Raw genomic sequence first — 26,117 nt, forward strand, 5'->3', positions numbered from 1 at the left:
GCGATCTCTCCCGTGTCGGAGGGCCGGTGTGCCCCGGCCTTGGCTGACGCGGAATGGAGCCTAACCCCAACTACGGCGAAGCGGTATATCGAAAATCATCGATGCGATTTTATTTGGCACAACATATTGGTGGCAAAGAAAACGGCGGACCTGACGGCCCGCCGTTTCCGACACCTTGTCGTGGATAAACCCAATTAGAAATCGGCGGTCACGCCCAGGAAGAACGTCCGGCCCAGGGTGTCGTATATGCCCGGGAAGGTGTTGCCGTTGCCGTAGTTCGAGGTGCCCGACACGCCATAGACGTTGCTGTCCAGGATGGGCGGGTCCTTGTCGAACAGGTTGTTGACGCCGAAGCGGACCGTGTAGTGGTCGTACAGCGTGGCCGACAGGGCGATGTCGAAGTAGCTGTAGCTGTTGATGCGGCCGTCGGCCTTGTCGTAGTCGCCCGACAGCAGGGCGTTGCTGGTGTTCTGGTCCAGCTTCACGCCGCCGATATACCGCCAGTTGCCCGACAGGTCGACGTTCCACGGCGTCTGCCAGGTAACGCGCATGGTGTGGCGCCACATGGGCATGGGCTGGCCGCAGGTCACGCCGAACAGGCCGCGGCAGTTGTAGGCGCTCTCGCCCGGCTGCTGCTGCACCAGGTAGTTGGCCATCCAGGTGCCGTTGAAGCTGAACAGCACCGAACCGCGGTCCTTGACGTTCAGGTCTTCCAGGTCGACCAGGTAGTTCAGGCCGATGTCCACGCCCTGCTCGTTCAGGTAGCCGGTGTTCAGTTCGGTATCGATGATGTAGCCGCCGGTCAGCGCCAGGCTGCCGTTGCTGGCGCGGTGCACCAGGCCGCAGTAATAGCTGTCGCCGCTGTTCAGGCACTGGTTCAGCACGGACGAGGCCGACAGGGTGCTGATCAGGTCGGTCACCCGGATGTCGAAATAATCGACGGTGGCCGAGAAATTGCGCAGGAAGGTCGGGGTGATGACGGTACCGATCGTCCAGGTGTCGGCCGTTTCCGGCTTCAGCGCGGTGTTGCCGCCGGTCAGGACGTTGCACTGCGAGGACGTGCATTCCGCGATGGTGCCGTACTGGGCGGCGGTGACGCCGGTTCGGGCGCACTGGGCCAGCGTGGCCGACGGGCTGGAACCCGCGCACGGGTCGGAGGCGGAGGTCAGGCCGACGGTCTGGGTGGAGTACAGTTCCAGGATGCTGGGGGCGCGGACGGCGCGGTTGTAGCCGCCGCGGAAGCTGAGGTCGGACACGGGCGCGTAGGTCAGGCTGGCCTTCCAGCTGTCCACCACGCCGGACGAGCTGTAGTCCGACCAGCGATAGCCGGTGTCCAACACCAGGGCCTTGGCCCACTCCCGGCCCTCAATCAGCGGCACGCGCAGTTCGCCGTAGATTTCCTTCACATCGTAGGAACCGCTGGAGTTCTGGGTGGCGCCGCCGGAGCCTGCCAGGTCGCCCGAGGAATTCTCCTCATCCACCTTCAGGTTCAGGCCTTCCTTGCGGTACTCGGTGCCGAAGGCGATGGCGACCGGGTTGTTGGCCAGCGGACTCTGCATCCCGAACCGGCCGAAGTCGCCGGTGATGGACCCCTGGACCACGTCCTGGGTGACGTTGCCCTCCTTGAAGGAGGTGGTCTTGATGTAGTTCCAGGCGTCGCTGCTGATGCCGTTCAGCGAGAAGATGTTCAGCGGCACGCAGTTCAGGTCGGTGCCGTCGACGACGGACTGGCAGGTGGCCACCCCGTTCACGTTCACCACCTGCAGGGCCTTCTGGACCTTGGAGATGGAGACGTCGTTCTCATAGTGCTCGGTGTAGATCACTTCCGAATGCTGGGCCGAGACGTCATAGCTCCAGCCGCCGCCCAGGTCGCCCTTGGTGCCGATGACATAGCGGTAATCGGTGTGGCGGATGTCGTCGTACCGCTCCATGCCCGACCCGCTGAAGCGCAGGCCGATGGTGCCCGACCAATTGGCGCTGGTGCCGGCGTTGCTGCCGCACAGCGCCGTGGCTTCCGACGCCGACATCAGCGGGTTGTCGCAGTTGATGTTGTACAGGGCGGAATTGAAGATGGCCGACGGGGCGATCTGGGCCCGGGTGTGGTCGGTCATGAACATGAAGTCGGTGTAGACGTCGAACGCCGGGCTGATCTCATAGTGCGCGAAGGCGCCGCCGGTGTAGCGCTCGTCCTGGCGCTGCAGGTAGTTGTAGGGCCCGTAATTGTAGGACAGGGCGTTGCTGTAGGGCACGAAGGTGGACGACCCGTCGGGGTTCAGTGACAGGCCGCTGCCCGAGCCGTTGGTACGGAAACGCCCATAGGTGTTGTTGCTGGACCCCTGGCAGACATGGCTGTCGTTGTCGGCGCCCGAGACGGAAAGGGAGCAGGCGGACCAGTCGCGGCTGGACTGCTTCACCGGTTCCGTCCAGCGGTATGTCGCATAGGCGGTGACGTTGCCGCGGTTGTTGGGGGCGTTGGCGCCGATGATAAAGCTGCTGTCGCGGACGAAGCCGTCGAACTGGCTGCCCGGAACGGTCACGCCGAAGTTCTTCAGCGCCGTCTGCGCTTCCTTGTTGTTGTTGTCATGCTGGGCGGCCGACAGCTGGTAGTCGACCCTCACGCCCTCGAAATCGCGCTTCATCTTGAAGTTCACGACGCCGGCCACAGCGTCTGAGCCATAGACGGCCGAGGCGCCGCCCGTCACCACGTCCACGCTGTCCACCAGCGCCGCCGGGATGAAATTCACGTCGGTGTAGGGGTAGGCGGGGTCGCCGCCGGCCATGCGGCGCCCGTCGATCAGTACCAGGGTGCGCGACGGTCCCAGGTTGCGCAGGTTGATGGTGGCCGTGCCGCTGGCGCCGTTGGACACGCCCTGCGTCTGGTCGGCGGTGACGCCCGGCAGGCGGTTCAGCATGGTCTCGACGTTGGTCGTGCCCTGCAGCTTCATTTCCTTGTCGGTGACCGTGGTCAGCGGGCTGTCGCTGCTCAGGTTCGCGGCCTGCTTGATGCGCGACCCGGTGACGACGATTTCCTGCAGCTCGTCATCCGCGGCGGCGGCGGTGCCCGCCATCGCCATCACGCATGCGGCCATGGAACCGGCCAGCATGGTCCCCATCAACGTCGTCGACGTGAGCAAACGTCCCCGGTTTGTCATTTTCTTCACTTGTCTGTTCTCCACCCAACCGCCTGTAACGGCGTCTTGACGGTCACGCCGGCAATCCCCGCGCTGAAAAGCGGCGGAGGCTGCTGGATCGCTTGGAGCAGAGTTTTTGAGGAGTGAAAAACGAGCGTCAACTAAACGCGATAATAACGGTGCATATAGCGAGTCAATGTCACGTTTCAGTGACACTTAATCTTAATAACGCATTCTGATTTTGGTAACTGCTTCGTAACTGGCATCATATTTATTTTGCTGGTGTGATCAGTATTAGATGCATTGTCGTACAATCTATCCCGGAAGATTGCACAACAACGGTGCAATTAGGCGCCTTTCCAAAAGGTTAGGGCTCACATCCCTAGCATTGCGGCCAAAGTTGTGCTGCCATGGCGGTGTTAAGGCGCCTACAACGGGGAGCAACGATGCAGCCTGATGTCTCAGCCCAGCGGTCCAATGCGGCCGCCATGGCGGCCATGAAATCAGGCAATTACGCGGACGCGCACGCCATCCTGGAGGAGGCCTTGCGCCAGTCGCCTGGGGAACTGTCGCTGTGGCTGAACCTGGCGGCGGCCCGCCGCGCCATGGGCCGCCATGCCGACGCGTTGGCGGCGGTGGACCATGTGCTGACGGTGGAGCCCCGGCTGTTCATGGCTTTGCTGATGCGGGCGTCGCTGCTGCAGGCCCTGGGCCGCAAGCGCGAGGCGGGCGAGGCCTACGGCGTGGCCGTGGCCTTGGGCGAGACACAGCAGAATTTGGACCCGCCGACTCAGCGGGCGCTGGACCAGGCACGCAAGGCCCACGCCGCCCATGTCCAGGAGATGGCTGATTTCCTGCGCCCGGTGGTGGACCAGGGCGCCGCGCGGGGCACCAGCGCCGACGCCCGGCGCATGGCCTTCTTCACCGACCAGGTGCTGGGCCGGCGCAAGGTCTACACCCAGCAGCCGACGCACTATCACTATCCCGACATGCCGGCGATCGAGTTTTATGATCGCGAGGAATGCCCGTGGCTGCCCACGCTGGAGGCCGCCACCGCCGACATCCAGGCGGAATTGGCGGCCATTCTGGCGGAGGAGGCGCTGGCCGACGCCTTTGTGCCCTACATCGACTATCGCGACGGCCTGCCCCTGGATCAGTGGGCGGAACTGAACCGCTCCCCACGGTGGAGCGCCTTCCACCTGCTGCAACACGGCCTGCCGGTGCCCGGCAACGCCGACCGCGCGCCCAAGACCATGGCCGTGCTGGAGCAGATGCCGCAGCCGCGCATGATCCGCCGGTCGCCCGCCGCCATGTTCTCCATCCTGAAGCCACGCACCCGCATCCCGCCGCATACCGGCGTCGCCAACACCCGCCTGGTGGTGCATCTGCCCCTGGTGGTGCCGCCGGGCTGCGGCTTCCGCGTGGGCAATCAGACGCGGGAATGGAAGGTGGGGGTGGGCTGGGCCTTCGACGATACCATCGAGCATGAGGCCTGGAACGACAGCGACCAGGTGCGGGTGGTCATGATCTTCGACATCTGGAGCCCGCGCCTGTCGGTTGCCGAGCGTGACTTCATCGCCCACATCATGGCGGCCATGGACGATTTCCAGGCGCAGCAGACGGAGGCCGCGGGCGGCTTCGGCGCCACGCCGCTGACGCCCAAGGCGGCGGGCGGCGGCTTCTCCAGCCTGTGACGCGGCCAGCTCAGTCGGCGGCGTAGGCGCGCAGGAACACATCCACCGCCGCGTCCGCCGTCGCGTCGATGGCGGCGGGACCGGGCTTCTCCTTGGCGTCCAGCATGACCAGGTCCACATGCTCGGCCTCCACCAGGCCACGAAAGTGGGCGGCGGCGCGATCGGCGTCCGTCCGGCGCAGGCGGCCCCGGGCCATCAGAATGGTCAGATAGGCGGCGAACTTCGACCAGCCTACCTTGGGGCCGTTCTCATACAGCAGCCGCCCAACCTCGGACCGCGCCGCTTCCGACACCGCGATGCGGCGGATGGACATGGCCCAGGGCGACAGGACGAAGCGCAGATAGATGCGGCCCAGGCGGGTCAAGGTTTCCCGCACGTCGTCGTCGGGGTTCAGCGCCTCGAACGAGGCCTGCTTCATCTCCGCCGCCGCATGCGCCATGACGGCCACGAACAGTTCCTCCTTGGACCGGAAATAGCTGTACAGCGTGGCCTTCGACCCGCCGACCCGTGTCGCCAGCTCGGACATGGAGGCGGCGGCGAACCCAACCTCCTGGAACAGGGCGCCGGCGGCGTCCAGGATGGCTTGGCGGCGGGCTTCGGTCTTCACCTTCATGATGGCGCGCGTTTCCTAAAGGCTGGCCAGCCGGCTGGATTTGGTGGGCTGTGGTCGATGGCGGCGACCATGCCCGTACGCTCCCGCGACGGCAAGGCGTAACATTTCATAACTGAACCGCACGGTACGTTTATGACTTGACCGGAGTGCTGTGCAAGCATACAAAACCAAACCGTACGGTTCATTTATGCCAATAGGCCCCCATGTCCGCCCCCGCTTCCCTTTCCAGCCGCCCGTTGCGGCGGCTGGGCACGTCCCTGTGCCTGTCCACCGTGCTGCTGTGCCTGTCCGCCTGCGCCTGGGTACCGGAGGTGGGCCCGGCGCCTGCGCCGCGCGGCGCTGCCGGCTTCGCCACACAGGCCAGTTTCGCCCCGTCATCTCCCGCCACCGCCGCCGTCGCTTGGCCGCAGGACCGGTGGTGGACCGCCTATGGCGACGCCCAACTGGATGCGTTGATCGAGGAAGGGCTGGCCGGTGCGCCGGACCTGGCGGCGGCGGCGGCGCGGCTGCGCAAGGCCGAGGCCCTGGCCGACCAGGCGGATGCCGCCCTGCTGCCGCGCGTGACCGCCAACGCCCAGGTGACGGAGGACAAGCAGAGCTACCGCTACCTGTTCCCACCGGCCTTCGTGCCCAAGGGCTATCACGAGGTGCCGCGCGCCACCCTGGACCTCAGCTACGATTTCGATTTCTGGGGGAAGAACCGGGCCAGCCTGGCCGCCGCCACCTCGGACGCCGAGGCGGCGCGGGCGGAGGTGGCGCAGGCCCGCCTGACCCTGTCGGCTGGCATCGCCGCCGCCTATGCCGACCTGGCGCAGCAGGCGGCCGACCGCGATGCCGCGGCCGAGGCGGTGGATGTGCGGGTGCGCAGCACCAATCTGGTGCGCCAGCGGCGGGAGAATGGGCTGGAAACCCTGGGCGCCGTCCGTCAGGCGGAGGCGCGCGAGGCGGCGGCCCGGGGCGATCTGGCCGCCCAGGATGAGGCCATCGCCCTGACCCGCAACCGCTTGGCCGCCTTGATGGGCGCCGGGCCTGACCGGGGCCTGTCCATTCAGCCGCCGGCCGGCGCCGGCCTGAAGGCCTTCGGCCTGCCGGCCAACCTGGCGGCCGATCTGCTGGGCCGCCGTCCCGACGTCGTGGCCGCTCGCCTGACGGTGGAGGCCGCGGCCAAGCGCATTACCGTGGCCAAGGCCGCCTTCTATCCCAACGTGAACCTGGCGGCCTATTTCGGGGTGCAGACCCTGGGCCTGAACGCCCTGACCAAGTCCGGCGCCACCATCGGCAGCGTTGGCCCGGCCGTCAGCCTGCCCCTGTTCGAAGGCGGGGCACTTGCCGCCCAGTATCGGGGCGCCCGGGCCGACTATGACGCCGCCGTCGCCGATTACGACGGCACGGTGGCCAAGGCCCTGCAGGACGTGGCCGATGCCGCCACCAGCGCCCGCGCGCTGGAAACGCGGCTGACCCACGCCCGCGACGCCCTGGCCGCCGCTACCGATGCCCATCGCATCGCCACCGCCCGGTATGAGGGCAAGCTGTCCACATACCTGGACGTGTTGACGGCGGAGGACACCCTCATCACCGACCGTCGCGCCCTGGCCGATCTGCAGGCCCGCGCCTTCACGCTGGACATCGCCCTCATCCGCGCGCTGGGCGGCGGCTATCAGGCCGTGCCCGCCGCCCCCCAAACCGTCGCCGCCCGCTGACCCGCCGCGCTCCCAAGGATCACCCCCATGTCCACCCCGTCCCGCACCCCCGCCGCCGAGGCGGCCGAACCCCCTTCCGTTCATGTCCTGGCGCCGGTTGCTAAAAAGCCGTCGCCCCGTCGCCGCCTATTCGCCGGCCTGGGCGCCGTCGTTCTGCTGGCGGGCTTGGGTTATGGCGGTTATCGCCTGGTGACGGGCGGTCGCTACGTCTCCACCGACAACGCCTACGTCAACGCAGACGCAGCACAGGTGACCTCCTCCGTCGACGGCACCGTCCGGGCCGTGCCGGTGGTGGACACGCAAAGCGTGAAGAAGGGCGACGTGCTGGTGCTCATCGACGACACCGACGCGCGTATCGCCCTGGCCCAGGCGCAGGCGCAGCTGGGCCAGGCGGAGCGCCGGGTGCGCGGCTACTTCGCCAATGATGGCGCCCTGGCCGCCCAGGTGGCGGCGCGGGACGCCGACGCCGCCCGGGCCGAGGCGCAACTGACCTCCGCCCAGGCCGATTATGATCGCGCCCGGGTGGATTTGGACCGGCGCCGGGCGCTGGCCGCCTCCGGCGCCGTGTCGGGCGAGGAACTGACCAGCGCCCAGAACGCCTTCGCCACCGCCACCGCCAACCTGGCTGTGGCCAAGGCGGCCCGGGCCCAGGCCGCGGCGAATCGCGCCGCCGCCCAGGGCTCGCAAAAGGTGAACACCGTGTTGATCGCCGACAGCGACGTGGCCACCAATCCCGAGGTCATGGCCGCCCGCGCCCGGGTGGAGCAGGCCCAGGTGGATTTGGGCCGCACCACGGTGCGGGCCCCCTTCGACGGTGTCGTCGCCCGCCGCCAGGTGCAGGTGGGCCAGCGGGTCAAGGCCGACACCATGCTGATGAGCGTGGTGCCGGTGGGCGAGGCCTATGTCGACGCCAACTTCAAGGAGGTGCAACTGGCCCATGTGCGTCCCGGCCAGCCGGTGGAGCTGACGGCCGATCTTTATGGTGGGGGCGTCGTCTTCCATGGCCAGGTCGCCGGCCTGGCCGGTGGCACCGGCTCCGCCTTCGCCGTCATTCCGGCCCAGAACGCCACCGGCAACTGGATCAAGGTGGTGCAGCGCGTGCCCGTGCGCGTGGTGCTGGACCCCAGCGAGCTGGCGGTGCATCCCCTGCGCGTCGGCCTGTCCATGAACGTCACCATCGACACGGCGCCGGCTGACGCTGCCGGCAAGCGCTGAGGGGACCACCGATGAGCAGCGCCGTTTCTGACGCCGGGACGCCCAAGACCCTGGCCGGCGGGCAATTGGCCGTGGCGGCGCTGCTGCTGGCCGCCGCCAACTTCCTGGTGGTGCTGGACACCACCATCGCCAACGTCTCGGTGCCCAACATCGCCGGCGGCCTGGCCGTTTCCTCCAGCCAGGGCACCTTCGTCATCACCTCCTACTCGGTGGCGGAGGCGGTGACCGTGCCGCTGACGGGCTGGCTGGCCGGCCGCTTCGGCACTGTGCGCACCTTCGTCACCGCCATGCTGGGCTTCGGCATCTGCTCCGCCCTCTGCGGCTTCGCCCAGTCCCTGGGCATGCTGGTGCTGTTCCGGGTGTTGCAGGGCCTGGCCGGCGGGCCGCTGATGCCCCTGTCGCAGACCCTGCTGCTGCGGGTGTTCCCCAAGGAAAAGGCGCCCGCCGCCATGGGCATCTGGGCCATGACCACCCTGGTGGCGCCCATCCTGGGGCCCATCCTGGGCGGCACGCTGTGTGACAGCTGGGGCTGGCCCTTCATCTTCTACATCAACGTGCCCATCGCCATCCTGTGCGCCGCCGCCTGCTGGGGCCTGCTGAAGGTGTTCGAGACGCCGACCGTCCGCCCCCGCTTCGACTTGGTGGGTCTGATCCTGCTGATCGTCTGGGTGGGCGCCCTGCAGATCATGCTGGACGAGGGCAAGGACATGGACTGGTTCTCCTCCACCGAGATCGTGGCGCTGGCCATCGTCGCCACCATCGGTCTGGCCGCCTTCCTCATCTGGGAACTGACGGAGGCGTATCCGGTCGTGGATCTGAAAGTCTTCCGCCATCGCGGCTTCGCCATGGCGGTGCTGACCATCAGCCTGGGTTTCGGCGCCTTCTTCGGGGCCACCGTGCTGACGCCGCTCTGGCTGCAGAGCAACATGGGCTACACCGCCACCTGGGCCGGCTACGCCACGGCGGCCACCGGCATCCTGGCGGTCATGGCGGCGCCCATGGTCGCCAAGATGTCGGCCAAGGTCGATCCCCGGCCGCTGGTGTTTTTCGGGCTGATGTGGCTGGCGGGTGTCACTTTGTACCGCAGCGGCTCTTCCACCGACATGACGTATGGCCAGATCGCCTTTCCCTTGCTGTTGCAGGGTCTGGGCATGCCCTTCTTCTTCGTGCCTCTCACCGGCCTGGCGCTGGCCAGCGTGACGGTGGAGGAAACGGCGTCGGCGGCGGGCCTGATGAACTTCCTGCGCACGCTGTCGGGCGCCTTCGCCACCTCACTCGTCAACACGCTGTGGGAGGATGGCGCCACCCGCAACCGGGCCGAACTGGTGGATTTGCTGCGTCCCGGCCTGGTGGGCCCCAACCTGTCCATCCAGCAGTTGGATCGCATCGTCCAGGGCCAGGGTGTCATGCTGGCCACCAACCAGATCTTCCTGGGCGTGGCCATCGCCTTCGTCCTGTCGGCCCTGGTCATCTGGCTGGCGCCCAAGCCCACGCGCGTGGCTGACACCACCGGGGTGCATTGAGGCGGGCTCCCAAGCGCCGGGACCCGCGGCCTGGCCAAAGAAAAAGGCCCCGCCCGGCGTGCCGTCCGGGCGGGGTCCAGGTTCGGGGCCGTCAGTCATCGCCCCCGGGGAAAGTCAGCCTGGGGTCTTAAAACGTGCCTGGGGCCTTAAAACGTGTAGGTGGCCTTCAGCCCGAATTCGCTGCGGTCGTTGTTGCGGATGATTTCGGTGAAGCCGGCGAAGGCGTCGTCCAGCCGGCCCACGTCGTAGCGTTTGTTGAAGATGTTCTCGCCATACACGGCCGCCGTCCAATGGCCCTGGGCCGGCGTGTAGGCGATGTTGAAACCGAACAGACTGCGCGACTTGATCAGGTTGTAGCCGTCATTGGCCGACTGCCCGTACTCCTTGCCGCGATAGGAATAGTCGATGCGGGCGTCGACGGTGCCGCTGTCCAGGAACAGGTGGTACTGGGGCGCCACCGACAGGGTCCACTGCGGAGTCAGCGCCGGGGTGAAACCGACCTTGATAGCGGTGGCATCGCCCGGCACCGCCGTGATCTGGGCGTCGATGAAGCCGACGGAGGTCTGGATGTCGAAGGCCTTGCTCAGCTTCAGCGTGCCCTCGACCTCGAAGCCCTTGGCCTCCGACTGGCCGGCGCTCTCGATGCGGGTGTTGAAGCCGGTGGCCGATGGCTGCGACACCTCCAGCGGCAGGTCGGTGTACTCGGTGTAGAAGCCCGACACGTTCATCTGCAGCAGGTCGAAGAAGACGCCCTTGATGCCCGTCTCGTAATTGGTGGCGAAGGTGGGGTTGAAGGCGGTGAAGTAGCTGGGCCCGTTGAAAGGCCGGGGCGGGAAGCCGCCGCTCTGGTACCCGCGGGAGATGGTGGCGTAGGCGGCCACGGACTTCGCGATGTCGTAGGTGGCCGACACGTCCCAGGTGGTGGCGCTCCACGACTGGCTGCGGTAGACGCGCGACGGGTCGGTCCAGCTGTCGAACTGGGCGCTGGCGTCCTTGTGGTCATCGGAATAGCGGGCGCCGGCCGACAGCTTCAGATCGTCCAGGATTTTATAGCCGGCGTGGGCGTAGACGGCGTAGCTGCTGGTCGTCTGCTTCAGGTCGAAATAGCCGCTGGGGCTGATGTAGACGGTGGGGCCGGAATTGGTGTTGCCCTGTTCGTCACTGGCATAGGCGCCGATGACGAAGTCCAGCTTGCCGTATTCGCCGTTCAGCTGCGGTTCCACCGAATATTGCCGGGCGAAGCCGCGTTCCGGATAGGATTCCAGGTCCAGGTAGGTCTGGTCATCGTCCAGGCCGCCGGTGTAGCGGGTGTAGCGAAAGCCGCCCAGCACCTTGGCCGTCAGGTTGTCGTTCAGCTCCCAATTGGCGGTCAGCGAGGCGCCGCGGTTCTGGATGGTCTGCTTGAACAGTTCCGCGTGGTTGGAATTGCTGTCGTCCGGGTTGGCCGGCAGCAGGCTTTCGCTCAGGCCCAGCGTGCCGGTGAAGAAGCCGTTGGGGTTGTTGACCTCCATGGTGGTGGGGGTCTTGCCATAGATGCCGTTCATGGCGTCCAGGGTCAGCAGCAGCGAGAAGGTTTCCGAGGCCTGCAGCTTGGCGGCGGCACGGCCCGACACCTCATTGATCTCGCCCACATCCTCGGGCGCGTTCACCTTCAGGGCCTGGCCGATGCCGTCGCGGCGGTTGACGGCGGCGGTGAAGGACACGGCCAGTTTGTCGGTGACCTTGGTGTTGGTGTAGACGTTGGCCTCCACCCGGGCGCGGCTGCCCACCTTCAGTTCCGCCTTGGTCACCTGCTCATCGCCCGGCTGGGCGGTGATGATGTTGACGGCGCCGCCGATGGTGTTCTTGCCATAAAGTGTGCCCTGCGGTCCGCGCAGCACCTCTACCCGCTCGATATTGGCCAGGGTCAGGTTGGACCCCATCTGCCGGCCCAGGTAGACGCCATCGACATAAACCCCCACGCCGGGGTCGGTGGTGATGATGTGGTCCTGCAAACCGATGCCGCGGATGAAGATGGCGGCATGGGCCGGGTTGCCCACGCCGAAGCGGTTGATCTCCAGGTTGGGGACGTACTTGCCCACGTCCGCTAGGTTTTCCATGTTGCGCTGCTGCAGATCCTCCGCCGTGAAGGCGGAGATGGCGGTGGGCGTCTCGGTCAGGCTTTCCGCCCGCTTGCGCGCTGTCACCACGATTTCCTGGAAGACCGAGTCGTCGGTGGCCGTGGCCGCCGTTTGCGCCGGGGCGCCGCCAGCCAGCAGGGTGGCCGCGCCACCTGCCAGAAACGACGTCAAGACGGCGCGCGTCTTCTTCTGATCGTTGCCCGTTATAGGAACTGCCCTGTTCGACATTGTTGTCCCCGTCTTTCGTGATTGGATTTGACGAAAGCAGGCTCGATGGATTCCGCCCGTTTTAGTGTGAGGCTCGTTTTGCCGTGGTTGGGCCGGGTGATCGTTGACGAGCCCCGAACCTACCGCCCCGAGGCCCGCGGGCGGTTTGCCGCGCCTGTCGCTCCTGGGACCTCGTCAGCATCGGCGCAGCCTGGGGTTGCGGCAACCGTTTTCTGACCGAATGGTCAGGTTTGGCGTGGCCGGAGGCTGGGCGCATTCCATTCGCGCGTACCACGGCCCCTGTCTTCCGCGCCAGAGGTATGCCGGATGGTGTAGGCGATTGATTTTGGCGGATTTAGCCGGGGCAGGCCGCTGGATGACAGTGCCCCCGAGTCGGCATGGTTCGGGGCGCCGGCATCCGCTGGCCTTGCTTCCTATTTCGCCTTGGGTGCCGGCTTGCCCCAGCCGCTGGCGTCGAAATAGACGCGCACCCGGCGCTGCTGGGCGTTTTCCAGGGTGAACTGGTCCAGCATTCGGCCGTTTTCCGTCAGCTGGCGCTGTTCCACCTGCTTCCAGCCGGGGTAGAGGATGCCCAGCGTGGTGTATTCGCGCTTGGCGCCGGCGGCGCTGTCGGTGATGCCGGCCAGCACGATGGGGTCGCTGGCCAGGTCGCCCTGCCCCTTGCTGGCCGGCAGGTTCAGCTTGGCCTCGATGCTGTTCAGGAATTCCTGGTGGCTGGATATGCAGGGGGCGCAGCCGGCGCGGCGGGCGATGTTGTACCAGTATTGCGCCTCGCCGGCACCGCCGCCCGGGATGCTGCCGTTGTTGTACAGCTGGCCATAGATCAGCGCCGCCATGCCCAGGCCGGCCTGGGCGGCGGGCTTCACCACCTGCGCCGCCTTCTGCGGATCCCGGGCCGTGCCCCGGCCATAGTAGTAGTAGACCGCCAGCGCCTCGCGCGCCTTAAGGCTGCCCCGGGCCATGGCTTGGTCGAACAGCGCCAGGGCGGAAGCCATGTCCTGCGACGACGGGCCCTTGCCGTTCTTGTCTTCCATCTGCGCGTCGGCCTGGGCCACCAGCCGCTGCGCGTCCGGCGGATCGACGGGGGGATTGATGTGGCCGTCCAGCGGCAGGGTGGACACGGCCATCTGACCCGCCCGGCCCTGGGCGCCGGGCATGATGGTGTCGGGCGTCTGGACGGGCTCGGCCTGCGCGGGGGGCGCCTGCACCGCCGGCGCCGGCAGGACAGGAACATTGATCGGGGCGGCCGGCGAGGCGGTGGGCGCCTGCGTCACCGATTGGGCGGAACCCGCAGGCTGGGCGGGCGCCTGCGCGGGTGGGGCCTCAGGGTCCTGGGCCAATCGGGACAGCAGGCCGTCGCTGGGCTTGGCGGGGGCGGTATCGTCGTCACCCTCGAAAAAGGCGCAGCCGGACAACAGGGACGCGGCCAAGCCGGCGGCGACAACGGAAGCGGAAAGACGACGCGAACGCATGACACCCCGATATGGATGGTACCCAGGACGAACCGCAAGCCGGTCCCGCGCCCACTGTAGGCCATGGACGCGGATCCGCAAGCGACCGGCTTTACACGGGCGCGATACCCGCCAGTCGGCGCAAACCCCGTTGGCACACCCGGCCGGCGCGCGCCCAGTCAGCGCATCAGCGCCAGGACGCCGCCGGCCCCGATCAGCAGGCCGCCGGTGAGGCGGTTCAGCTGGCGGGCGGCCTTGGGCGTCTGCAGGCGGCTGGCCAGGGTTTGCCCGCCGACGGCGTAGGTCAGGATCCAGCCGAACTCGATCACCACCATCAGCACGGTCAGCAGGACCAGCTGCGCCGTCAGCGGCTGGCCGGCGTCGATGAACTGGGGGAAGAAGGCGGCCATGAAGATCAGCGCCTTGGGATTGGAACCGCAGACGAGCAGGCCGCGCAGCAGCAGCCGGTGAGCGCGGGCGTCGGCGGGGCGCACGGCCTCTCCCCGCTGTTCCGCGTCGGCCTCGGCGCGCAGTGTCTCCTTCGGATCTGCCCGCCAGGCCTGGACGCCCAGGTACAGCAGATAAGCCACGCCCAGCACCTTCACCACCATGAACGCCGTGGAAGAGGCCTGCAGCAGCGCCGCCATGCCCACCGCCGACAGGCCGGCCATGGCGCCCAGCGCCAGGCACATGCCCGCCCCCGCCCAGGCCGCCGCGCGCACGCCATGGCGCAAGCCGATGCCCATGGCGAACAGCATGTTGGGGCCGGGGGTGGCCGACAGGAAGAAGCAGGTGACGGCGAAGGCCGATAGGGTCTGCCAGTTCAACATGCCCAGGCGTCCTCGAAGGATGGGATGGGGCAGGAGTTTAACGCGGAAGACCCCGGCTGATGAGGGGGATCGCGCGCAGGGAGCCCATGCCGCCACGCCATGGCGTCCATCTCGGGACAGCAAGCGCAACTCATTATTATTACTCGGGAATTCCGCATCTCTCGCGCACGCGGCGGGTTGACGGGCGCCGTGACTTGGCTAGTCTTCCCGGCATTCCCCGTTCCTGCGCAAGGCCATCCCCATGAAGGACTTCTCCGACCTCACCGAACAGGAGCTGCTGGCGCTGGCCGTGTCGCTGGAGGAGGAGGACGCGCGCATCTACGACGAGTTCGCCACCGGCCTGCGCGAGAATTTCCCCGAAAGCGCCAAGGTCTTCAATGCCCTGGCAGCGGAAGAGAACGGCCATCGCCACCGCCTGATCGAGCTGTACCGCCAGCGCTTCGGGGAGCATATCCCCCTGATCCGCCGCCAGGATGTGCGCGGCTTCGTGCAGCGCAAGCCGGTTTGGCTGATCCGCCCGCTGTCGCTGGAGACGGTGCGCCAGCAGGCCGAATTGATGGAGGCGGAGACCAAGCGCTTCTACACCCGGGCGGCCCGCCGCTCCACCGACGCCGCCATCCGCCAGTTGCTGGGCGACCTGGCGGATGAGGAGCGCCGCCATGAGGCGCGGGCGGAGCAACTGGAGTCCCGCCTGGTGACGCCCCAGGTGCGGGAGCAGGAGCACGCGTCGGAACGCCGCCTGTTCGTGTTGCAGGTGGTGCAGCCGGGCCTGGCCGGGCTGATGGACGGTTCCGTCTCCACCCTGGCGCCGCTGTTCGCCGCCGCCTTTGCCACCCACGAAACCTGGCAAACCTTCCTGGTGGGAATCGCCTCCGCCGTAGGCGCCGGCATCAGCATGGGCTTCGCCGAGGCGCTGTCCGACGATGGCAGCCTGACCGGCCGGGGCAGCCCTTGGCTGCGCGGCCTGGTCTGCGGCGTCATGACCGCCGTGGGCGGCCTGGGGCACACCCTGCCCTATCTCATCCCCCAGTTCTGGACGGCCACGGCCGCCGCCGCCGCCGTTGTGGTGGTGGAACTGGGCGTCATCTCCTGGATCCGCAACCGCTACATGGACACGACCTTCCTGGCCGCCGCCTTCCAGGTCATCATCGGTGGCCTGCTGGTGTTCGCGACGGGGATTCTGATCGGAAGCGCGTGAGAAGCGCTTCCCGAACACCGGCGTTCCCGGATGGGGAGGCCGGCATCCGAGGGGACCAACAACTAAGCCGCGGCGATGGGCACCGGATAGTCGCGGGCCAGGGCGGCCCAGGACGCCGGCGCCACGCCGACGATGGCGGCGACCAGCTGGCGGGCCTCTTCGGCGTCGCCCTGGATGCACGCCTGCTCCAGCGACTGCGCCAGGAACTGCAGGCGGCGCAGGCCCAAATTGCCCACGGTGGAGATCAGGCTGTGCGCCTCGCGCCGCGCCTCGGGCAGGTTGCCGGCGGTAACCAGGCCGGCGGTACGGGCGATGCGCGCCTGTCCGAAGCTGACGAACTCCCGCACCATGTCCACCGTGCCGTCGCGCCCTGCCAAGTCCACCAATTTGGCCAGCGGCTCGCCATCGAACAGGGGCTGGTCGGCCATGGGAAAGCCGTCGCTGGGGCCGGTCATGGGCCGTGGCCCCTCCGTCGCGCCAGGGTCCGCCGGCGCAGCCACCCCGCCGGTCCAGCGGGCCACCAAATCGAGGAAGCGGCCCTGGTCGAAGGGCTTGGACACGTAGTCGTCCATGCCGGCGGCCAGGTATTCCTCACGCATGCCCACCATGGCGTTGGCGGTCATGGCGATGACCGGCACGCGGCGGCCCGGCGGTTCGCCCGCGCGGATGCGGCGCGTCGCCTCCAGCCCGTCCAGGCCGGCCATCTGGATATCCATCAGCACCAGATCCACCGGCGGCTGGCCCAGGGCGATGGCGGCGCCCGCGGCCCCGTCGCCGGCCAATTCAACGGCATAGCCTTCGGTGCGCAGCATCATTTCCGTCAGGCGGGCGTTGATGCTGTTGTCCTCCACCACCAGCACGCGGCGGCCGGCGCCACGCTTGGGCGGGGCGGCAGGGGGCGGGGCGGCAGGGGGCGGGGCGGCAGGGGGCGGGGTGGCAGGGAAGGGTGCCGCTTCGCCCGCGGCTGCGGCCTGGCCAGGCAGGCGCGGCCCAGGCAGGCGCGGCAGGGTCAGATCGATGGTGAAGGTGCTGCCCTGGCCGGGTGAGCTGTCCAGGGCGATGGTGCCGCCCATCAGGGTCACCAGTTCGCGGCAGATGGACAGGCCCAGGCCACTGCCGCCATAGCGCTGGGCGATGCCGTCGTCACCCTGAACGAAGCGGTTGAACAGCCGCGCCTGCTGGTCCGCCGTCATGCCGATGCCGGTGTCGCGCACCGTCAGCACCACGCGCACATCGCGCGGGCCGCCGGCGTCCCCAGCCGGCGCGCCCTCGACCACCTCGGCCGTCAGCTGGACCTGCCCCTTGTCGGTGAACTTCACGGCGTTGCCCAGCAGGTTCAGCAGCAGCTGGCGCAGACGGCGGGCGTCGCCGCGGAAGGTGGCAGCCGCCTCGGGCGCGATGCGCGTGCTGAGCGCCAGGCCCTTGGCGCGGGCCTGGCCTTCCATCAGGCGCGCGGCCTCCGTCACCACCGCGGCCAGCTGGAAGTCCGTCGCCACCAGGTCCACCCGCCCGGCCTCCAGCTTCGAGAGGTCCAGCAGATCGTCCACCAGCAGCAACAGGGTCTGCGCGCTGTCGCGGATGATCACGGCCAAGTCGCGCTGCAGGGGCGCCAGCGGCTCCGCCGCCAGCAGCTGCACGGCCCCGATGATGCCGTTCAGCGGGGTGCGGATTTCATGGCTGGTGGCGGTCAGGAAGACGGACTTGGCAGCATTGGCATCTTCCGCCACGCGGCGCGCCTGCTCCAGCTCGGCGGCGGCGGCGGTCAGGGTGTCGCGGGCGGCGCGCAATTCCTCCTCCTGCCGCACCCGCTCGGTGACATCGCGGGCGGCGGAGATCAGCAGGGGCATCCCGTCGTCGCCCCGGGTGAGGGAGATGATGGTCTCAAGCCAGATCCAGCGGCCGCCTTTGTGGCGCAGGCGGAAGCGGGCGGAAACGCCCCGGGCAAGGTCGCCCTCGGCCACGGCCCCCGCTGCCCCGGCCCGGGAGGCTGCCGCCGACAGCGCGTCCAGGGTGGCGTCGATGGCCTGGTCGTCCGGATGGCGCAGCTCCGACAGGGGCAGCCGCGTGAATTCCGCCACACCGTAACCCAGGATGCGTTCCACCGAGGGGGAGACGTAGAGGCGGGTGCCATCGGGCCGTGTCAACAGGATGATGTCGCTGGCGCGGTCGGCCAGCAGGCGGAAGCGGGCCTCGCTCTCCTCAAGCGCGCCGCGCGCCTCCACCAGGGCGGTGATGTCGCGGCCGACGCCGCGCCAGCCCCGGATGGCGCCGTCGGCGTCATAAAGGGGGCGGCCCGACAGCACGATGTGATAGCGCCTGCCGCTGGGGTGGCTGACGACATAGCGCAGGTCGCGGAATTCCTGCTTGTCGGCGCCGCCGGCCAGGGCTGCGGCCGTCTCGGGCGTGGGGGTCAGGCCGCCCATCTGCTTCTGCCCCACCATGCGCAGGGGATCGAGGCCGATGGACCGCACACCGGGGGATACATAGGTCAGCCGGCGGTCGGGATCCGCCTCCCAGTACCAGTCGGTGGACACGTCGATCAGGTCCCGGAAGCGCACCTCGCGCTCCGCCAGGTCGGTGGCGCCCTGTTCCAGGTTATGGGCCATGGTGTTGATGGCCCGGGCCAGCACGGCGAATTCGGCGTCCGACGCCCGTTCCGGCGCACGCACGCCCCGCTCGCCCCGGCCGATCCGCTCCACCACCCGGGTCAGGGTGACGAGGCGGCTCATGACCGAGGTTTCCAGCGCGAAGATCCCTAGCAGGAGGGCGGCGGCGGCCACGGCCGCCAGGCCCATCATGCTGCGCCAGAAATCATCGTCCGCTTCGCCCACCGCCTCGGCCCGGGGCAGGCTGACCACAACGCGGGCATTGATGCCCTGCAGGGTGCCGAAACCGATGATGCGCGGCACACCATCCAGCCCCGCCGACAGCAGCGTGCCCGTGGGCTGCGCGAACAGCTGCGACACCAGGGCGCCATCCAGCCGCTGGCCGGTAAGGACTGCGCCGGACGGGTTGTCCCCCAGCGGGGCGGCCGGGCCGTCCGCCTGGGGCGCCGCCGGGAGGGGTGCCGCCGCAGTGGGTGCCTGCGCCGGGGCGGGGAAGCGCACCAGCACCTCGCCCTTGGCATCGACGATGGCGAACAGGCCATTGGGCATGTCGGCGGCCATGGCCGCCAGGCGCCCGGCCCAGTTCAGCCGCATGCTGGCCCGGGCCACGGCCTTGACCTGACCGTCCGCTCCCAGGATGGGACGGGCCATGGCCAGGATAGGGGCCCGCGTGGTGCGGCCTATCATGTAATCGCTGAGCGTGGCGCGGCCGGTGCGTACCGCCTCCTGGAAATAGGGGCGGTCACTGACGTTGAGGGCGGCCGGGGGGGTGCCGGTAGAGGCGCAGATCGTGGTGCCGTCGGGCCGCGAGAGGAAGACGTTGGCGATCCATGGCTCCGCCGCCTTCAGCCGAACCAGGTCGCCGGCGCAGTCGCCGGCCGACAGTTCCACCTCCTGCAGGGCGACGGTTTCCACCAGGTGGCCAAGCTGCTCCACCAGCACCCGGTGTTCCTCCTCCGCCACCTGGGTCAGGATGCGCACGTGGGCGCGGGCGGCCATGACCGCTGCCTGGCGCCTGGACTGCCCCTCCACCACCATCAGGGCCGCCATGGCGCCGATGACGGCCACCAGCAGCAACAGCAGCCTGCTGCGCAGTCCCGGTAGCCGCATCACCCCTCACCGTCCGCGCGCCGCATGCACCGCCCCCGATTACAGCCGGCAAGCCCTGGCCGGCAAGCCTCTGGCCGGCAAGCCTCTGGAGGGCATACCAATATCTATATTAGGGCCGGCCGTCGCCCCCGCCAAGAGCGGGTGCCCCCCGCAGGGCTGGCGATTGGGTGGTAGGAAGGACCCGTCATTCCACCATGCCGTTCCGGACATGCCGGGCCTGTCGGCCGGACCGCTGGCCGCGCCGCCGCCCACGGCGCTGATTCGCCCGAATTCCTGATCAACAGGTCAAGATTTCATCATTCTGCAACACTTACCCCGACACAGATGGCGCACGCATGTGCGTCAATGTATATCTATTTGATATATATTAGATTTTTCCCCATTGATGTGCAAAAAAGCTGCGCTGCACTTTGTCGCGCTGCCCGCACGACATGTGCTTTGACGGCCACAGTCGGGGGCAAATCGGCGCGTTTTGGTGGGGGTTGGGCAAGAAGGCCGCGCCTCTGTAATGGTGTTGTAATACGAAGAAGGGAATAAAGCGCCCGACACGGCCTCACCTGGCTGAACGAACGGGTGCGGACGGGTGTGTGGCTGACCGAACGACGAACGATCCAAATTCTGGGGGCAATCGATGAAGAAGCTTAATCGCGCGCAGGCGCCGGGGCGCCGCTACGCCACTTTCCTGAAGCTCGGCACGGGCATGGTCGCCCTGGCGACCGCGACCGCCTGGGTCGCTCCGGCGCTGGCGCAGTCCACGGCCTCGCAGATGGATGAGATCATCATCACCGGCGCGCGCCAGCAGCCGCAGATCGGCGGCCTGATCCAGGCCGAGACGGCGCCTAAGGCTCGTTCCACCGTCGACCAGAAATACCTGTCCACCGAAACTGCCGGCCAGTCCGTCCTGCAAGCCATCAACATGCTGCCTGGCGTGAACTTCACCAACAGCGACGCCTATGGTTCGTCCGGCGGCAACATCCGCATCCGCGGCTTCGACGGCAACCGTGTGTCGTTCACCTTCGACGGCATCCCGCTGAACGACACCGGCAACTACGCCATCTATTCCAACCAGGTGATTGACGCCGAACTGGTCAACCAGGCCACCGTCAACATCGGCACCACGGACGTCGACAGCCCCACCGCGTCGGCCACCGGCGGCACCATCAATGTCCAGACGCGCAAGCCGCGCGATGAACTGGGCATGGAAACCAAGCTGTCGTTCGGCAGCAACAACTTCAAGCGCGTCTTCAGCGCCATCGACACCGGCGACTTCGGCCCCGGCAACCGCACCTCGGCCTTCGTCGCCGCCTCGTACCAGGACTACGACAAGTTCAAGGGCCCGGGCGACCTGCAAAAGAAGCAGGTGAACGGCCGCATCTACGAAGATCTGGGCGGCGGTGACTTCATCAGCGTGGCCGCGCACTACAACGAAAACCGCAACTTCAGCTACAACACCGGCACCCGCAACAACTACGCCAGCAACTACTTCTACGACGAAGGCACGACCTGGATCCCGCAGCCGGCGACCCCGGGCAAGGCGGACACGGTGCCGTCGGGTGACAGCAACTACTACAAGCTGTACCAGAACCCGTCCAACACCGGGAACGTGCGCGGGCAGTCGCGCTTCCATCTCGACGACGACGTCATGCTGACCGTCGATCCCTACTTCCAATATACGCTGGCCAACGGCGGCGGCCAGGTCAGTGTGAAGGAGAACGACCCCCGCCTGATCGGCGCCACCAAGGGCGGCAAGGGCGTGGATCTGAACGGCGACGGCGACTTCCTGGACACCGTCATGCTGTATTCGCCCAACAACACCAACACCTTCCGCACCGGCGTCACCTCGTCCGTCATCTGGGACATCAACGAGGACAACCGCCTGCGTGTCGGCTACACCATCGACTACGGCCGTCATCGCCAGACCAACGAGCCCACGCTGCTGGGGTCCGATGGCACTCCGCTGGACGTGTTCGGCGGCAAGTATGCCACCGCGTTCCCGGGCGGCATCTTCGCCAACGACGGCGCCCAGCTGGAACGCCGCAACCGCTACTCCATCGCCGAGCTGAACCAGGCGTCGATGGAATATGTCTACAAGGCATTCGATCAGCGCTTGACGGTCGTTCCGGCCCTGCGCCTGCCCTTCTTCCATCGTGAACTGAACCAGTACTGCTACACCTATTCCACAGCGCCGAGCGGCGTCTCGCTGTCGTCCAACCAGTATTGCACCAGCGGCACGCTGCCCACGACCGGCACCGTCTATAAGACGCCGTTCACGGGCACGAAGGACTTCAGCGACGCCCTGCCCAGCCTGGGCATGACGTACCAGCTGACCCAGGAACATCAGGTCTACTTCCAGTTCTCGGAAGGCTTCTCCGCGCCGCGTACGGACAACCTGTACAACGTGATCCGCGATCCCAAGGCGGTCGAGCCGGAAAAGACCTACAACCTGGAACTGGGCTACCGCTACCAGACGCAGGACCTGATCTCCTCGCTGTCGGCCTGGTACACGAAGTATGACAACCGCATCGTGTCGTCGCAGGACCCCAGCGACCCCAGCGGCAGCACCTTCATCGACCGCAGCCTGGGCCAGGTCGAGCTGTACGGCGTGTCGGCCGAAGCCGGCTTCAACATCCTGGAGAACCTGACGTTCTACGGTTCCGCCAGCTACACCCATTCCGAAGTGCTGAACGACGTCGTCAATGGCGGCATCACTTTCCACACCGCCGGCAAGATGCTGGTGGACACGCCGGAATGGATGGTCGCCAGCCGCGTCGAATATAAGCCCATCCAGAGCCTGACCATCGGCGTGGAAGGCAAGTACACCGGCGAGCGCGCGGCCTCCGACACCAACGACGAGAAGACGACGCCGTTCTTCCTCGCCAACGCCAACGTCCGCCTGGACCTGCCGGACTTCTTCGGCATGCATGAGTCTTATCTGCAGTTCAACGTCGAAAATCTCTTCGATCGCCGCTATCTGAACACCATGCCGACGACGAATAACACCTCGTACGGCACTGGCGGCAGCCTCGCCAAGTATCTGACCGGCGCCCCGCGTACCTTCATGGGCACCATCGCCGCGAAGTTCTGAGCGGAAAATGGAAAGGCCGGCGTCTCGGCGACGTCGGCTCCGTACAGCGAAAGGGGCGGCCTTCGGGTCGTCCCTTTTTCTTTGCGCGTGCCGTCCCCGTGCGGGTGACCTACCCGCGAGGATTGTGGCTTTGCCATGATATTCCCGCCATCCGAGCGGACGGCGCCCACTCTTTGGGCAATCGTCGGCGGCGCCTACTGATTCGGCAGCCGCGCCGGCGCATCCCCCGTCGCGCCCGCGAAATGATGCGATTTGTCGCTATTACGGTTTGGTTTTTAATTTGCAACAGATGTGTGTCGGACAGCTCATTCTGTCGTGGGGTTATTTTTGTCCAATTTCAACATTTTTGGCGCAAGTTTATCGCTTAAGTGTAACCAAAAAGCTACAGACATGCACGGAATCGGCCGCCCCACCCCTTGGGTCGTTGACGCATTGCTAACGTGATCGGAAAACTTCCCCCAAGCCAAACAGAACGCTGGGCAGAAGCGGACTGGGGAGCTGCCGCCGGAGGCCGGGAAACACGCCCAGGCGGCGCCGAACGGGGAACAACCAATCCGAAATGGAGATGGACTACATGAAGGGATTTGAGAGCAGGATCCGTCAGTCGCTGCTGACGGGCGCCGCCCTTGGCGTGTGCGCCCTCACGATGTCGACGACGGCCTACGCCGCGGCGGCGGCCGACGATCTGCAGGAAATCGTCATCACGGGTTCGCGTATTAAGACGGATTCGTCCGCCGGCATCAGCCCGATCACCAGCGTCGGCAGCGAGGAAATCAAGCTGCAGGGCGCCACCCGCATCGAAGACGTGATCAACAACCTGCCCCAGGCCTTCGCCGGCCAGGGCAGTGCGATTTCCAACGGCTCCACCGGTACCGCCACGGTCGACCTGCGCGACCTGGGCCCGTCCCGTACCCTGGTGCTGGTCAACGGCCACCGCATGCCTGCCGGTTCGCCGCTGAACCCGGCCGCCGACTTGAACGAAATTCCTGACGCCCTGGTGAAGCGCATCGACGTGCTGACCGGTGGCGCCTCGGCCGTGTACGGCGCCGACGCCGTCGCCGGCGTCGTCAACTTCGTGATGGACGACAATTTCGAAGGCGCCAAGGCTGACATCAGCTACAGCTTCTACCAGCACAACAACGACAGCACGAAGATCCAGAACGCCGTCAAGGCGCGCAACTTCGGCCTGCCGGAAGACGACGTCACCGACGGCTTCACCCGCACCTACTCCGGCGTGCTGGGTGTGAACACCCCCGACGGCAAGGGCAACATCACCGTCTACGCCGACTATCGCAAGACGATGGCCGTGACGCAGGACAAGCGCGACTACAGCGCCTGCGCCATCAGCGTCTCCAAGACCGGCGCCTACTCCTGCGGCGGCTCGGGCACCACGGCCCCGGCCCAGATCGTCGACAACATCGGTGGCGGCGACTACGTCGTCAACGGCACGTCGCTGAATGACTACACCGCTGCGTCGGCGTTCAACTACGCGCCGTACAACTACTATCAGCGTCCTGACCAGCGTTATTCCGCGGGCTTCTTCGGTCACTACGAATTCAACCCGCACGTCCAGGTCTACACCGAGTTCATGTTCCACGACGACCACACGGTCGCTCAGATCGCCCCCTCGGGCGTGTTCGGTCAGGAATTCCTCATCGGCTGCGACAGCCCGCTGCTGTCCGCCAGCGAAGTCACCACGCTCTGCACCAACAACGGCCTGACCGCCTCTGACAAGGCCGATGTGAGCGTCCTGCGCCGTAACGTCGAAGGCGGCGGCCGTATCGACGACCTGCGCCACACCTCATACCGCGAACTGGTCGGCCTGAAGGGCGATCTGTGGGACGGCTGGAGCTATGACGTCTACGCCCAGCGCAGCACCGTCATCCTGTCGGAAACCTACAAGAACGACTTCTCGCTGGCCCGTACGGCCGAGGCGTTCAACGCCACGACCGACGCCAACGGCAAGCTGGTCTGCGCCAATTCCGCCGCCGTGGCCGCCGGCTGCGTGCCCTACAACGTGTTCAACAGCAGCACGGCCATCGATCCGGCCGCGCTGAGCTACCTGCAGACCCCGGGCTTCAAGGAAGGTTCGACCGTCCAGGACGTCGTCGACGCCTCCATCAGCGGTGACCTGGGCCGTTATGGCATCCAGAGCCCGCTGGCCAGCCATGGTGTCGGCATCGCGTTCGGTACCGAATACCGTCGTGAAGAGCTGACCCTGAAGGTCGACCAGGAATTCGACAGCGGCGACCTGGCGGGCCAGGGCGGCCCGACCCACGGTGTGGCCGGTGCCTACGACGTCCGTGAAGCCTTCATGGAAGTCAAGATCCCGCTGGTCCAGGACAAGCCCTTCATTAAGGACCTGAACCTGGAAGGCGGTTACCGCTATTCCGACTACAGCACCTCCGGCGCCACCGACACCTACAAGGTGGGTGGTGAGTGGGCTCCGACCTCGGACATCCGCTTCCGCGCCGGCTTCAACCACGCCGTCCGCGCGCCGAACGTGGTCGAGCTGTTCACCCCGTCGGGCGTGGCCCTGGGCCTGTCGAACGACCCCTGCGCCGGTGCGGCCCCGACCGCCACGGCCGCCCAGTGCGCCAACAGCGGTGTGACCGCTGCGCAGTATGGTCACATCGTCGCCAACGGCGCCGGTCAGTACAACGACCTGGAAGGCGGCAACCCGAACCTGCAGCCTGAGTCGGCCGACACGCTGACCGTGGGTGCCGTGATCACCCCGACCTTCCTGCCGGACCTGACCTTCTCGGCTGACTACTACAACATCAAGATCGACGGCCTGATCGGTGGTATCGGCGCCGACCTGATCCTGAACAACTGCGTGAACGGCATCAACACCAGCTACTACTGCCCGCTGGTGAAGCGGTCGGCCACCGGTTCCCTGTGGCTGGGCACCTCCGGCTACGTGACCAACACCAACCAGAACACCGGTAGCGAAGAGACGTCGGGCCTCGACTTCAACGCCAACTACCGTCTGGATCTGGCTGATATCGGTCTGGACAAGCTGGGCGCCCTGAACTTCAACTTCACCGGCACCTACATGCTGGACTTCGTCGTCGTGGCCCTGCCCGGCGAAGATGGTTACGATTGCGCCGGCTATTACGGCGCCACCTGCTCCACGCCGCTGCCGACGTGGCGTCACAAGGTCCGTGCGACCTGGGAAACGCCGTGGGACGCCACGCTGTCCGTGGCTTGGCGCCACATCAGCGGCACCCAATGGGAAGTGCAGAGCAGCAACGCCACGCTGCACGGCACTGGCATCCCCGGTCTGAACCAGATCGACAGCTACGACTACTTCGACTTCGCGGCCTCGTACCAGGTCAGCGATTGGCTGACCCTGAGCGGCGGCGTGAACAACGTCTTCGACAAGGATCCGCCGCTGGTCACGACCCAGGTGAACGGCAATTCCTCGTTCATCAACGGCAACACCTATTCTCAGGTGTACGACAGCCTGGGCCGTTACTTCTTCTTCCAGGCTTCCGCCAAGTTCTAATCGAACCAGGCATAGCCTACAGTCCAGAGACGGCGGGTCCCCCGGGGCCCGCCGTTTTCTTTTGCCATTCAATGTCTTGGCGATGATTGCTTGGCCCTGGGCGAC

13 protein-coding genes are annotated in these 26,117 nt (G+C 66.9%); 7 read left to right on the forward strand and 6 right to left on the reverse strand.

The window, feature by feature from the left end:
* Positions 1 to 194 precede the first annotated feature (194 nt).
* Complete coding sequence (locus tag Y958_RS13700; RefSeq protein ID WP_244909505.1) at positions 195 to 3,113, reverse strand: TonB-dependent receptor domain-containing protein; 2,919 nt, start codon at positions 3,111 to 3,113, stop codon at positions 195 to 197.
* Between the two features lie 464 nt (positions 3,114 to 3,577).
* Here Y958_RS13700 and Y958_RS13705 point away from each other — a divergent pair, with 464 nt between their 5' ends.
* Entirely contained in the window at positions 3,578 to 4,825 is a 1,248-nt protein-coding gene (locus Y958_RS13705) for an aspartyl/asparaginyl beta-hydroxylase domain-containing protein (RefSeq protein ID WP_211098647.1), read from the forward strand.
* Positions 4,826 to 4,835: 10 nt separating this feature from the next.
* On the opposite strand, the gene Y958_RS13710 is transcribed toward Y958_RS13705, so the two are convergent.
* Complete coding sequence (locus Y958_RS13710) at positions 4,836 to 5,438, reverse strand: TetR/AcrR family transcriptional regulator (protein WP_088872681.1); 603 nt, start codon at positions 5,436 to 5,438, stop codon at positions 4,836 to 4,838.
* 203 nt (positions 5,439 to 5,641) lie between these two features.
* On the opposite strand from Y958_RS13710, the gene Y958_RS13715 reads away from it, so the two are divergent.
* The 3 genes from Y958_RS13715 to Y958_RS13725 are packed head-to-tail and all read left to right on the forward strand — an operon-like array spanning position 5,642 to position 9,876.
* Entirely contained in the window at positions 5,642 to 7,138 is a 1,497-nt protein-coding gene (locus tag Y958_RS13715) for an efflux transporter outer membrane subunit (RefSeq protein ID WP_088872682.1), read from the forward strand.
* Positions 7,139 to 7,165: 27 nt separating this feature from the next.
* A complete protein-coding gene (locus tag Y958_RS13720) occupies positions 7,166 to 8,353 on the forward strand; it encodes an HlyD family secretion protein (RefSeq protein ID WP_088872683.1) in 1,188 nt (395 codons plus the stop codon).
* A gap of 11 nt (positions 8,354 to 8,364) precedes the next feature.
* The gene (locus Y958_RS13725) at positions 8,365 to 9,876 is read left to right on the forward strand and encodes a DHA2 family efflux MFS transporter permease subunit (RefSeq protein ID WP_088872684.1); all 1,512 of its coding nucleotides are present in this window, start codon (positions 8,365 to 8,367) and stop codon (positions 9,874 to 9,876) included.
* A 146-nt stretch (positions 9,877 to 10,022) separates the two neighbouring features.
* On the opposite strand, the gene Y958_RS13730 is transcribed toward Y958_RS13725, so the two are convergent.
* The 3 genes from Y958_RS13730 to Y958_RS13740 form a co-directional block, all read right to left on the reverse strand.
* A complete protein-coding gene (locus tag Y958_RS13730; RefSeq protein WP_050898059.1) occupies positions 10,023 to 12,167 on the reverse strand; it encodes a TonB-dependent receptor in 2,145 nt (714 codons plus the stop codon).
* 470 nt (positions 12,168 to 12,637) lie between these two features.
* Entirely contained in the window at positions 12,638 to 13,696 is a 1,059-nt protein-coding gene (locus Y958_RS13735; RefSeq protein WP_145727640.1) for a tetratricopeptide repeat protein, read from the reverse strand.
* A 158-nt stretch (positions 13,697 to 13,854) separates the two neighbouring features.
* Positions 13,855 to 14,505, reverse strand: coding sequence for a LysE family translocator (locus Y958_RS13740; RefSeq protein ID WP_244909506.1), 651 nt, complete (start codon positions 14,503 to 14,505; stop codon positions 13,855 to 13,857).
* Between the two features lie 241 nt (positions 14,506 to 14,746).
* Between Y958_RS13740 and mbfA the strand changes: the two genes are divergently transcribed.
* A complete protein-coding gene (gene mbfA, locus Y958_RS13745) occupies positions 14,747 to 15,703 on the forward strand; it encodes an iron exporter MbfA (RefSeq protein ID WP_088872686.1) in 957 nt (318 codons plus the stop codon).
* 62 nt (positions 15,704 to 15,765) lie between these two features.
* Here mbfA and Y958_RS13750 read toward each other — a convergent pair whose 3' ends face one another.
* A complete protein-coding gene (locus Y958_RS13750) occupies positions 15,766 to 19,419 on the reverse strand; it encodes an ATP-binding protein (protein WP_088872687.1) in 3,654 nt (1,217 codons plus the stop codon).
* A 631-nt stretch (positions 19,420 to 20,050) separates the two neighbouring features.
* Between Y958_RS13750 and Y958_RS13755 the strand changes: the two genes are divergently transcribed.
* Together Y958_RS13755 and Y958_RS13760 are read left to right on the forward strand one after the other, a co-directional pair.
* Complete coding sequence (locus Y958_RS13755; RefSeq protein WP_088872688.1) at positions 20,051 to 22,504, forward strand: TonB-dependent receptor; 2,454 nt, start codon at positions 20,051 to 20,053, stop codon at positions 22,502 to 22,504.
* A gap of 574 nt (positions 22,505 to 23,078) precedes the next feature.
* On the forward strand, positions 23,079 to 26,012 hold the full coding sequence (locus Y958_RS13760) for a TonB-dependent receptor domain-containing protein (protein WP_244909507.1): 2,934 nt from the start codon (positions 23,079 to 23,081) through the stop codon (positions 26,010 to 26,012).
* Positions 26,013 to 26,117 lie beyond the last annotated feature (105 nt).

The sequence above is a fragment of the Nitrospirillum viridazoti CBAmc genome (assembly GCF_000730165.1).
GTDB classification, from domain to species: Bacteria; Pseudomonadota; Alphaproteobacteria; order Azospirillales; family Azospirillaceae; genus Nitrospirillum; species Nitrospirillum viridazoti.

What these genes read in the sequence shown, in the direction of transcription:
- Y958_RS13700 (WP_244909505.1), bottom strand. Translation starts at nt 3,113, where the DNA reads ATGGGGACCATGCTGGCCGGTTCCATGGCCGCATGCGTGATGGCGATG.
- Y958_RS13705 (WP_211098647.1), top strand. Translation starts at nt 3,578, where the DNA reads ATGCAGCCTGATGTCTCAGCCCAGCGGTCCAATGCGGCCGCCATGGCG.
- Y958_RS13710 (WP_088872681.1), bottom strand. Translation starts at nt 5,438, where the DNA reads ATGAAGGTGAAGACCGAAGCCCGCCGCCAAGCCATCCTGGACGCCGCC.
- Y958_RS13715 (WP_088872682.1), top strand. Translation starts at nt 5,642, where the DNA reads ATGTCCGCCCCCGCTTCCCTTTCCAGCCGCCCGTTGCGGCGGCTGGGC.
- Y958_RS13720 (WP_088872683.1), top strand. Translation starts at nt 7,166, where the DNA reads ATGTCCACCCCGTCCCGCACCCCCGCCGCCGAGGCGGCCGAACCCCCT.
- Y958_RS13725 (WP_088872684.1), top strand. Translation starts at nt 8,365, where the DNA reads ATGAGCAGCGCCGTTTCTGACGCCGGGACGCCCAAGACCCTGGCCGGC.
- Y958_RS13735 (WP_145727640.1), bottom strand. Translation starts at nt 13,696, where the DNA reads ATGCGTTCGCGTCGTCTTTCCGCTTCCGTTGTCGCCGCCGGCTTGGCC.
- Y958_RS13740 (WP_244909506.1), bottom strand. Translation starts at nt 14,505, where the DNA reads ATGTTGAACTGGCAGACCCTATCGGCCTTCGCCGTCACCTGCTTCTTC.
- mbfA (WP_088872686.1), top strand. Translation starts at nt 14,747, where the DNA reads ATGAAGGACTTCTCCGACCTCACCGAACAGGAGCTGCTGGCGCTGGCC.
- Y958_RS13750 (WP_088872687.1), bottom strand. Translation starts at nt 19,419, where the DNA reads ATGCGGCTACCGGGACTGCGCAGCAGGCTGCTGTTGCTGCTGGTGGCC.
- Y958_RS13755 (WP_088872688.1), top strand. Translation starts at nt 20,051, where the DNA reads ATGAAGAAGCTTAATCGCGCGCAGGCGCCGGGGCGCCGCTACGCCACT.
- Y958_RS13760 (WP_244909507.1), top strand. Translation starts at nt 23,079, where the DNA reads ATGAAGGGATTTGAGAGCAGGATCCGTCAGTCGCTGCTGACGGGCGCC.